This is a genomic window from Bradyrhizobium sp. Ai1a-2 (assembly GCF_000426245.1).
GTDB lineage: Bacteria > Pseudomonadota > Alphaproteobacteria > Rhizobiales > Xanthobacteraceae > Bradyrhizobium.
In genome coordinates this window covers 1-10,000 of sequence record NZ_AUEZ01000020.1, presented here as the reverse complement: position 1 = coordinate 10,000, position 10,000 = coordinate 1, and the positions used below count along the sequence as shown (strand labels likewise).

Below are 10,000 nucleotides of genomic sequence, written 5' to 3'. Positions count from 1 at the left end.
CACCCGCGAATTGCTCCGCAGATCCCAAACTTGGATCGATCTCCTCTTTACGATGTCAGATAACACGCACAGCGCGTCCATCCGGACTGCGTGTGCGAATTGATGTTTCGCGGACGACTATGTCGAGGCTTGAAGCAGCGCATCGATCTTCGACTTCATCTGGTGGAGCCAGACGGGATCGAACCGACGACCTCATGCTTGCAAAGCACGCGCTCTCCCAGCTGAGCTATGGCCCCGTACCAGAAGACGAATGCCGTAGGCTGGATAAGAGAGACACATGCGCTCGATCAAAGTGGTGGGCCTGGGAAGACTTGAACTTCCGACCTCACGCTTATCAAGCGCGCGCTCTAACCAACTGAGCTACAAGCCCCTGACGCTTATCCCTTTTGAGGATCGGAGCCCGTTCGCGCACACCAGGCGCAAGCGCCGATGCATCGCACAGCGCTAAGCCCCTGGCGCGTGTTCGTCCGCGAAGAAAGAGAAACGAAGACGGCGAGGTCCCGCCAATGGAGCTCAAGCGATCTGGCGATTGATTGGCCCCGAGATGTTTCTAAAACGATCCGATAGTGAGCGTGAGCTCTCTGAAGGATCATCCTTAGAAAGGAGGTGATCCAGCCGCAGGTTCCCCTACGGCTACCTTGTTACGACTTCACCCCAGTCGCTGACCCTACCGTGGCCGGCTGCCCCCTTTCGGTTAGCGCACCGTCTTCAGGTAAAACCAACTCCCATGGTGTGACGGGCGGTGTGTACAAGGCCCGGGAACGTATTCACCGTGGCGTGCTGATCCACGATTACTAGCGATTCCAACTTCATGGGCTCGAGTTGCAGAGCCCAATCCGAACTGAGACGGCTTTTTGAGATTTGCTAGGACTTGCGTCTTCGCTTCCCATTGTCACCGCCATTGTAGCACGTGTGTAGCCCAGCCCGTAAGGGCCATGAGGACTTGACGTCATCCCCACCTTCCTCGCGGCTTATCACCGGCAGTCTCCTTAGAGTGCTCAACTAAATGGTAGCAACTAAGGACGGGGGTTGCGCTCGTTGCGGGACTTAACCCAACATCTCACGACACGAGCTGACGACAGCCATGCAGCACCTGTCTCCGGTCCAGCCGAACTGAAGAACTCCGTCTCTGGAGTCCGCGACCGGGATGTCAAGGGCTGGTAAGGTTCTGCGCGTTGCGTCGAATTAAACCACATGCTCCACCGCTTGTGCGGGCCCCCGTCAATTCCTTTGAGTTTTAATCTTGCGACCGTACTCCCCAGGCGGAATGCTTAAAGCGTTAGCTGCGCCACTAGTGAGTAAACCCACTAACGGCTGGCATTCATCGTTTACGGCGTGGACTACCAGGGTATCTAATCCTGTTTGCTCCCCACGCTTTCGTGCCTCAGCGTCAGTATCGGGCCAGTGAGCCGCCTTCGCCACTGGTGTTCTTGCGAATATCTACGAATTTCACCTCTACACTCGCAGTTCCACTCACCTCTCCCGAACTCAAGATCTTCAGTATCAAAGGCAGTTCTGGAGTTGAGCTCCAGGATTTCACCCCTGACTTAAAGACCCGCCTACGCACCCTTTACGCCCAGTGATTCCGAGCAACGCTAGCCCCCTTCGTATTACCGCGGCTGCTGGCACGAAGTTAGCCGGGGCTTATTCTTGCGGTACCGTCATTATCTTCCCGCACAAAAGAGCTTTACAACCCTAGGGCCTTCATCACTCACGCGGCATGGCTGGATCAGGCTTGCGCCCATTGTCCAATATTCCCCACTGCTGCCTCCCGTAGGAGTTTGGGCCGTGTCTCAGTCCCAATGTGGCTGATCATCCTCTCAGACCAGCTACTGATCGTCGCCTTGGTGAGCCATTACCTCACCAACTAGCTAATCAGACGCGGGCCGATCTTTCGGCGATAAATCTTTCCCCGTAAGGGCTTATCCGGTATTAGCACAAGTTTCCCTGTGTTGTTCCGAACCAAAAGGTACGTTCCCACGCGTTACTCACCCGTCTGCCGCTGACGTATTGCTACGCCCGCTCGACTTGCATGTGTTAAGCCTGCCGCCAGCGTTCGCTCTGAGCCAGGATCAAACTCTCAAGTTGGACTTGAAACTTTGAGCCGGCTGATCACAACGTTTGACGAGGTCCACACCGAAATCGCACAGCGATTCACATCGCTGGCGACCTGACCTCAATGAAGAGATCATGGTGTAACCTTATTCAAAACGTGTACCGCCGAAGTCTTTCGTCCGGTCCCGATCGGGAAAACCGAGGTTTTCAAAATCGAGACCCGCAAGGACTCCGCCGTCCACGTTTCTCTTTCTTCATCTTCACTTGTCAAACAGCCCGAGATCCGAGGACCTCACACCCTTAGGAGGGTTCCGACACCCTTCACTCGACGGCAAATCCCCAACCGATTTACGTCGGCTGTTGAGTCACTCATCAAAGTGAGGAGCATCAAGGGCGCGAAAGCTTGCCTTGGCCTACCGGGCCAATGCAGCGCCGCGCTCAGTGGCCGCCTTATAGGCCGGCCCAATCCGGCTTGTCAACGGCCATTGTCAACAAATCGTCGCATCAGGTGCAGAATTTTCTGGCGGGCAGAAGTCCTCGATTTTTCGGGACTTTACGCCGTACTTGAGCCACAATCCTGCGACGTTCTGGCGTTAGATATGCAATGAATCATCGGGTGCCAGTGGGGGCTGCCGATGGTTTTTCTACCAAGGGACTGGCGATTTCTGATGAACCCGTCGCCAGTTCCATGCGGCCGAGCAACATCGAGAGATTTACACATCGTTGGCGTTCGAGATTGTGGTCGGCCATCGGCCTTCGATAATTCGCGAATGTTGCTGCATGTGACGCGCCGTACTGCCGGATTGCCCTGCTAGGGCGAATGCGGGCGCAAGAGAGTACGGAAGTCTCGTCGTATGTTGATGGAACTTGGGGGGAGACGGGCTTGAGCCAACGGGCGTCACGCGGGAGCGGCTTCGGACGCGAGACCGGGATGATTGATCTCGGTCACGAGCCGCCGCTTTCGGTCGATGGCTCGGAGGCTGCGGTGATCGACCGCCGCCGTGTTTCCGTACAATGGTTCAGTGGCACGATCCTCACCGGCCTGTGCGGCGCGGCCTTGATCGGCGGCGCCGTTTTTGCGTCCCTCGATGGCGAGATGACCTTTGCCAAGCTCCCCGAGCGGGTCGAGGGCGCGCTGCGCGGCGCAATCAGCGCCAACGACCGCGCCGCCACCCTACACAAGAGCGACCGCCTGCCGCCGCCGTCGGACTCAAGCGCCTCGCGCAACGTGGTGCGGGTATCGACGGTGACCCGCGTCGGCAACCGCGACGTGATGCGCGTGCGGCCGTATGTTCGCATCTCCGGCAACCTGTCGATGGCGACAAGCGATCTTTCGGCCAAGATCCCGCCCTTCAACGCCCAGCGCATGTTGAGCGATGTCGGCGCCAACCAGACCCCGGCGGCTGACGATCCGAACAACCCCGAAGCTGTGGAGCCCGACGCCGAGGTCTCCTTCGTCACCAAGGATCTGGCGCAGGTGCTGCCGAAGGCGAAGATCGCCGCGGTGGTGGCGCTCGACGAGATCGTGATGCGGGTGCGCGACGCCGCCAACTGGCGCGGCAATAACGGCGGCGTCCGCTATGCGCTGGCCAACGCCACCGCCGATGTCGGCGGCGCGCAGCCCGACCTCAAGCTCGCCTATGCCACCGAAGGCAACGTTTCCGATCCCTATGCCGGCTTCGAGACCCGCGTGGTGCCCGAAAACGTCACGCTGCTGCCAAAGACCAAGGACCAGGTCACCGGCGGCAATCCAACCGGGGAACGGGTGCATATCGTCAAGAAAGGCGACACCGTCACCTCGGTGCTCCGCGAGATGGGCGCGACAGCCGACGAGGCCAAGGCGATCGCGGCGACGCTCGGCGCCCGCGGCCGCGATGGCGGCCTGAAGGAAGGCCAGAAGCTGCGGATCCTGATGGCGCCGGCGAATCCGGCCCCGGGAGCGCGGCTGCAGCCCTATCGCGTGATCGTCGCCAACGATACCCAGGTCGAAGCGGTCGCGGCCCTCTCGGACATCGGCAAATATGTTGCCGTCGATGTGCAGAGCATGAACACCGTGTCCGACACCGCTGACAACAGCGACGACGACGATGAGGATGATGGCAGCGGCGTGCGGCTCTATCAGAGCATTTACGAGACCGCGCTGCGCAACAAGGTGCCGCAGAACGTCATCGAGGACATGGTCCGCATCTATTCCTACGACGTCGACTTCCAGCGCAAGGTACAGCCCGGCGATTCCTTCGACGTCTTCTACGCGGGTGAGGACGAAGGCACGACGAGCAGCGAAAAGATCGAGGTGCTGTACGCCGCGCTCACGGTCGGCGGCGAGACCAAGAAATACTACCGGTTCCAGACGCCAGACGATTCGGTGGTCGACTATTACGACGAGACCGGCAAGAGCGCGAAGAAGTTCCTGGTGCGCAAGCCCGTCAACAACGCGATCATGCGCTCCGGCTTTGGCGGCCGCCGCCATCCGATCCTCGGCTACGTCAAGATGCACACCGGCGTCGACTGGGCGGCCCCCTACGGCACCCCGATCTTCGCTTCGGGCAACGGCGTGGTCGAAAAGGTCGGCTGGGAGGGCGGCTACGGCAAGTATGTCCGCCTCAAGCACAACAACGGATATGAGACCGCCTACGGCCACATGTCCGCTTTCGCCAAGGGCATGGAGGCTGGCAAGCGCGTGCGCCAGGGCCAGATCATCGGCTTTATCGGGTCGACCGGCATGTCGACCGGCGCCCACGTCCACTACGAAATCCTGGTCAACGGCCGTTTCGTCGACCCGATGCGCGTGAAGCTGCCGCGCGGGCGCTCGCTCGATGGCCCGATGCTGGCAAACTTCGAGAAAGAGCGCGACCGGATCGATGCCCAGATGAACAGCCGCGGCAGCTCCCGCGTCGTCTCCGACGCCACCGGCTCGACCGGTCCGCGGCCCGTCAGCAACCGCTAAGCCCCTCCTTCGTCCAAATTTGACGCGGCGGCCATGGAACCGGAAGGGCGCCAGCTCGGTTTCATGGATGCGCAAACCTCCAATGGAGGGTGTCATGGAGAATTGGACGAACGCGAAATTGTGCGACGTCGCAAACCTGGTCCTTGGCGCGATCCTCTTGCTGTCGCCCTGGCTGTTCGGCTTCACCGCCGGAACCGTCTCCACCAACGCCTACATCACCGGCATCGTCATCGCGGTCCTGGCGATCGCGGCGCTGGCGGCATTCGCGGTGTGGGAGGAGTGGCTGAACCTGATCGTCGGATTGTGGGCCCTGGTGTCGCCCTGGGTATTGGGCTTCCAGGGAACCACCGCGATGACGGTCCATGTGGTGATCGGCGCCGCGGTAGCGATCCTGGCTGCGATCGAGCTCTGGATGATGTCGCAGCATCCGCCGCGGCTGACCACGGGCCGCTGATCGAGGGCTGCCTTACTCAGGTCCCTGCCCGCCATGACGGCGGGGGGAGGCCCTGTTTCGCGTAGATGGGTACCGGGCATGACGCACATCACACGCGAAGACGTGGTCAAGGCGGTCGGCCAGGTGGACGATGTCACCATCGCCAAGATCATCGCGACCGGCGCCACCGTCGACGAACTGGCGGAGGCCCAGGCCTGGCTCGCCAATGACGAGCCGCTGATGAACGCCGGCAAGCCGCTCGCCACCGGCCGCGCCCGCGAGCTCGTGGACATCCTTTCCGAACTCGAGCCGAGCGACGAGGACGATGTCGGCCCGGCGGTGACGCAGGAATAAATCTTCCAGCCTCGCAAAAACCCGAAGCCCCCTCCGCGGACCGCGGAGGGGGCTTCGAGCCGTCTCATAACTCAGTTCAGCTTGCGTTTCGACACAGGCGTGTCGAACTGCGTGATCTCCGCGGTCTGCTGCGCCTTGCCATTGAAGGTCAGCACGTTGCCTTCGGCCGAGATCTTGACGTGGTCGCCGTCCTTGATGTCGCCGCCCAGAATCATCTCGGCGAGCGGGTCCTGCAGGCTGCGCTGGATCACCCGCTTCAACGGACGGGCGCCGTAAGCCGGATCCCAGCCCTTGGCAGCCAGCCAGTCGCGTGCCGCCGCATCCAGCGTGAGCGTGATCTTGCGATCCTCCAAGAGCTTCTGCAGCCGCGCGAACTGGATCTCGACGATCCGCCCCATCTCGCTCTTCTGCAGCCGATGGAACAGGATGATCTCGTCGACGCGGTTGAGGAATTCGGGGCGGAAATGCGCCCGCACCGTCGCCATCACCTGCTCGCGCACCGCGCCCGTATCCTCGCCTTCCGGCTGGTTCACCAGGAATTCCGAACCGAGGTTCGAGGTCATGATGATCAGCGTGTTGCGGAAGTCGACCGTGCGGCCCTGACCGTCGGTCAGGCGGCCGTCGTCGAGCACCTGCAACAGCACGTTGAAGACGTCAGGATGCGCCTTCTCGATCTCGTCGAACAGCACCACCTGATAGGGCCGCCGCCGCACCGCTTCGGTCAGCGCGCCGCCCTCGTCATAGCCGACATAGCCCGGAGGCGCACCGATCAGCCGCGAGACCGAGTGCTTCTCCATGTATTCGGACATGTCGAGGCGGACCATCGCGGTCTCGTCGTTGAACAGGTACTCCGCCAGCGCCTTGGTGAGCTCGGTCTTGCCGACGCCGGTGGGGCCTAGGAACATGAACGAGCCCATCGGCCGGTTCGGGTCCTGCAGGCCGGCGCGCGAACGGCGCACGGCGGTCGCCACCGCACGCACCGCCTCGGCCTGGCCGACGACGCGCTTGCTGAGAGCATCCTCCATCTTCAGGAGCTTCTCTTTCTCGCCTTCCAGCATCCGGTCGACCGGCACGCCGGTCCAGCGGGAGACCACCTGCGCGATGTGGTTGGCGGTGACCGCCTCCTCCATCGTCGCGCCCTGGTTTTCGCTGGCCTCGATATCGGCGAGCTGCTTCTCCAGCGCCGGGATCTTGCCATAGGCAAGCTCGCCGGCACGCTGGAATTCGCCGCGACGCTGGGCGTTGGCCAAGTCGACACGCAGCGCGTCGAGTTCGGCCTTCAGCTTCTGGGCATTGGAGAGCTTGTTCTTCTCCGCGCTCCAGCGCTGCGTCAACGCCTTCGATTTTTCCTCGAGATCAGCGAGCTCCTTCTCCAGCGCCTGCAGCCGGCTCTTCGAGCCCAGATCGCTTTCTTTCTTCAGCGCCTCCTGCTCGATCTTGAGGCGGATGATCTCGCGGTCCAGCGTATCAAGCTCTTCCGGCTTGGAATCGACCTGCATCTTCAGCCGCGCCGCCGCCTCGTCCATCAGGTCGATGGCCTTGTCGGGCAGGAAGCGGTCGGTGATGTAGCGGTTGGACAGGGTCGCGGCCGCCACAAGCGCGGAATCGGCGATCCGCACGCCGTGGTGCTGCTCGTACTTGTCCTTCAACCCGCGCAGGATCGAGATGGTGTCCTCGACCGATGGCTCGCTGACAAAGATCGGCTGGAAGCGGCGGGCAAGCGCGGCGTCCTTCTCGACATGCTTCTGGTACTCATCGAGCGTGGTCGCGCCGATGCAGTGCAGTTCGCCGCGGGCCAGCGCCGGCTTCAACAGGTTGGAGGCGTCCATCGCGCCGTCGGCCTTGCCGGCGCCGATCAGCGTGTGCATCTCGTCGATGAACAGGATGAAGGTTCCCTCGGCCGAGGTCACCTCCTGCAGCACGGCCTTCAGCCGCTCCTCGAACTCGCCGCGGTATTTTGCGCCCGCGATCAGCGCGCCGAGGTCGAGCGACAATAGCCGCTTGTCCTTCAGGCTCTCCGGCACGTCGCCGTTGACGATGCGCAGCGCCAGACCCTCGACGATCGCGGTCTTGCCGACGCCGGGCTCGCCGATCAGGACGGGGTTGTTCTTGGTGCGGCGGGACAGCACCTGGATCGTGCGACGGATCTCCTCGTCGCGGCCGATCACCGGATCGAGCTTGCCGTCGCGCGCGGCCTGGGTCAGGTCGCGGGCATATTTCTTCAGCGCGTCATAGGCGTTCTCGGCGGTGGCGCTGTCGGCCGTACGGCCCTTGCGCAGCGACTCGATCGCCGCATTCAGGTTCTGCGGGGTGACGCCGCCCTTGTTCAGGATCGAGCCGGCCTCGCTGTTCCTCTCGAGCGTAAGCCCGAGCAGGAGACGCTCGACCGTGACGAAGCTGTCGCCGGCCTTCTCGGCAGCCTTTTCGGCCGCATCGAACGCCCGCGCCAGTTCGGGTGAAAGGTAGACCTGCCCCGCGCCGCTGCCCGATACTTTCGGCAGCTTGTTAAGCGCATCCTCGGTCGCCTTGAGGATGGCGCGGGAATTGCCGCCGGCGCGATCGATCAGACCGCCGGCCAGGCCTTCGCTGTCGTCCAGCAAAACTTTCAACAGATGCAGCGGCGAGAACTGCTGGTGCCCCTCGCGCACCGCAAGCGACTGCGCCGACTGGATGAAGCCGCGCGCCCGCTCGGTGTATTTTTCGATATTCATGGTTTGATTTCCCTCGGCCTGCCCTCCCGGCCCTGGGCGCGATCAGCAAAAGTGGGTACCGGTTTTGCGTCTGATCGCGCCCAATTCTTAAATTAGCGCGTGATCTTTTCACGAAACCGCACGTACACTTTCGCGGATCACGCGATAGGCACCGTGAAGGCATCTTCATTGGGTTTCCGCCCGGCCGTGTTGATGTCGGTCAACGGGCCGGTGGTCGTCGCCCTCGTTTCGAGCTTGATCACAATGTGGGCATCGAGTTCCGAAACGGAAGAGCTTTCCGCAATGATTTCGTAAGGTTCGGTGGCTCGATCGCCAACAATCTCCTAAGAGGCCTGATGTCTTCCGCTTCGCCTGCACAGATCGCCGGTATCTACCGCTATCCCGTCAAAGGCCTGACCCCGGAACCGCTGCCGCGAGCCGATCTCAAGGCTGGCCACACGCTCCCGTCCGACCGCCGCTACGCCATCGAGAACGGCCCGAGCGGCTTCGACCCCGCCGGGCCCAAATGGCTGCCGAAACCGCATTTCCTGATGCTGCAGCGGGACGAGTGGCTGGTGCCGCTCCGTGCCGAATTCGACGATGGCAGCCACGTCCTGACCCTGCGCCGGAATGGCGAGATGGTGGCTCAGGGCGACCTCGAAACCGTCGCCGGGCGCGCCGCGATCGAGCAGTATTTCGCACTCCACCATGCCGGCGAGATCAAGGGGCCGCCAAAGGTCCTGGCCAGCCCCGGCCACAGCTTCTCCGACGTCGCCCGCAAGGTGGTCTCGATCATCAACCTCAACAGCCTGCGCGCGATCGAGGAGATGGTCGGGCAACCAGTGCATCCCCTGCGCTTCCGCGCCAACCTTTATGTCGAGGGTTGGCCGGCCTGGCACGAATTCGAACTGCTCGACCAGACCATCGCGATCGGCAGCGCGCGGGCCAAAGTGGTCAAGCGCATCACCCGCTGCGCCGCCGTCAACGTCGATCCCGACACCGGCGTTCGCGACCTCACCATCCCGCACACCCTGATGCAGCGCCTCGGCCACAACGAATGCGGCGTGTATGCCGAGGTGATCACGGATGGCAGCGTGGCGCTCGGCGATAAGATCGCGGCCGAGCATCCGGAGCTGCTGTAGGATGGGTAGAGCGCAGCGAAACCCATCGCGACGGAGCAAGCGTGCGAATGATGGGTTTCGCTGCGCTCTACCCATCCTACGATTCTGAATCAATTTTCAAACAGCCTCTCCGCTGTCATCGTCCGCGAAGGCGGACGATCCAGTATTCCAGAGACGGCGGTGCTTGAGCCGAGAGGCCGCCGGATACTGGATGCCCGCCTTCGCGGGCATGACGGTGGAGTGTGAGGAAGCAGCAGCGTTCTCGCGGCATGTATTGCCCGAGCTTTGCGTCTCGTTTCACCCTCTCATTGAACAGAGGGCGCAGGGAAAGCCGGGTGCTGGTTGCACCCGTGGGTCCCGTGCAACAAAAAGCACGGGGGTAGGACCACAGGTTCAACCG

5 protein-coding genes, 2 tRNA genes and 1 rRNA gene are annotated in these 10,000 nt (G+C 62.2%); 4 read left to right on the top strand and 4 right to left on the bottom strand.

Annotated features, from left to right (window positions below):
- Window positions 1-160 precede the first annotated feature (160 nt).
- From K288_RS0115665 to K288_RS0115655, 3 genes are all read right to left on the bottom strand, one after another.
- A tRNA-Ala gene (locus K288_RS0115665) sits at window positions 161-236 on the bottom strand.
- Window positions 237-293: 57 nt separating this feature from the next.
- A tRNA-Ile gene (locus K288_RS0115660) sits at window positions 294-370 on the bottom strand.
- A gap of 229 nt (window positions 371-599) precedes the next feature.
- Window positions 600-2,088: ribosomal RNA gene (locus tag K288_RS0115655) — 16S ribosomal RNA — on the bottom strand.
- Window positions 2,089-2,938: 850 nt separating this feature from the next.
- Between K288_RS0115655 and K288_RS0115650 the strand changes: the two genes are divergently transcribed.
- From K288_RS0115650 to K288_RS0115640, 3 genes are all read left to right on the top strand, one after another.
- Window positions 2,939-5,002, top strand: a complete 2,064-nt coding sequence (locus tag K288_RS0115650; RefSeq protein WP_027580417.1) for a M23 family metallopeptidase — start codon at window positions 2,939-2,941, stop codon at window positions 5,000-5,002.
- Between the two features lie 94 nt (window positions 5,003-5,096).
- Window positions 5,097-5,456 carry an SPW repeat protein gene (locus K288_RS0115645; protein WP_027580416.1) on the top strand — a complete coding sequence of 120 codons (360 nt, stop codon included), beginning with the start codon at window positions 5,097-5,099 and terminating at the stop codon, window positions 5,454-5,456.
- Between the two features lie 78 nt (window positions 5,457-5,534).
- On the top strand, window positions 5,535-5,789 hold the full coding sequence (locus K288_RS0115640; RefSeq protein WP_027580415.1) for a hypothetical protein: 255 nt from the start codon (window positions 5,535-5,537) through the stop codon (window positions 5,787-5,789).
- 71 nt (window positions 5,790-5,860) lie between these two features.
- On the opposite strand, the gene clpB is transcribed toward K288_RS0115640, so the two are convergent.
- Window positions 5,861-8,500: an ATP-dependent chaperone ClpB gene (clpB, locus tag K288_RS0115635; protein WP_027580414.1), complete on the bottom strand. Its 2,640-nt coding sequence runs from the start codon at window positions 8,498-8,500 to the stop codon at window positions 5,861-5,863.
- A 335-nt stretch (window positions 8,501-8,835) separates the two neighbouring features.
- Here clpB and K288_RS0115625 point away from each other — a divergent pair, with 335 nt between their 5' ends.
- Window positions 8,836-9,621, top strand: a complete 786-nt coding sequence (locus K288_RS0115625) for an MOSC domain-containing protein (RefSeq protein WP_027580413.1) — start codon at window positions 8,836-8,838, stop codon at window positions 9,619-9,621.
- Window positions 9,622-10,000 lie beyond the last annotated feature (379 nt).

What these genes read in the sequence shown, in the direction of transcription:
- K288_RS0115645 (WP_027580416.1), top strand. Translation starts at nt 5,097, where the DNA reads ATGGAGAATTGGACGAACGCGAAATTGTGCGACGTCGCAAACCTGGTC.
- K288_RS0115640 (WP_027580415.1), top strand. Translation starts at nt 5,535, where the DNA reads ATGACGCACATCACACGCGAAGACGTGGTCAAGGCGGTCGGCCAGGTG.
- K288_RS0115625 (WP_027580413.1), top strand. Translation starts at nt 8,836, where the DNA reads ATGTCTTCCGCTTCGCCTGCACAGATCGCCGGTATCTACCGCTATCCC.
- clpB (WP_027580414.1), bottom strand. Translation starts at nt 8,500, where the DNA reads ATGAATATCGAAAAATACACCGAGCGGGCGCGCGGCTTCATCCAGTCG.